At 49.1% G+C, this 289-nt stretch carries 1 pseudogene; it reads left to right on the top strand.

Features of this window, described 5'->3' with window-relative positions:
* Positions 1–16: 16 nt before the first annotated feature.
* A pseudogene (locus tag ACNKXV_RS14450) lies at positions 17–289 on the top strand (hypothetical protein); the annotation flags it as partial.

The following is a 289-nucleotide window of genomic DNA, read 5'->3' as shown; positions in this document are numbered from 1 at the left end:
CAGAAAAACTGGGGTTATGCCTCAATTGGAATTTTGGGGGGCCTTTCCCTCTTTCTTCCATCTTGGGCAAGCCATGGCGGTGGCAGCAGCCGCAGATGACAAGGATGCCAAAATCCTCGCAGATGTCTATCACCTATTCCGAGGAGGTTCCGGTTTTGAAGGAATGAAAATGCTGGATGGGCATGCGATAGATATCTTTCACATGAATGATTTCCCTGCCAGCATCCCCAGAACAGAACAACAAGATAAAGATAGAGTGATGCCTGGTGACGGGGGTGCTCCGATGAAA

Origin of the sequence: Christiangramia aquimixticola, assembly GCF_048285835.1 — a bacterium.
Lineage (GTDB): Bacteria > Bacteroidota > Bacteroidia > Flavobacteriales > Flavobacteriaceae > Christiangramia > Christiangramia aquimixticola.
This window is presented reverse-complemented; position numbering and strand designations above follow the sequence as displayed.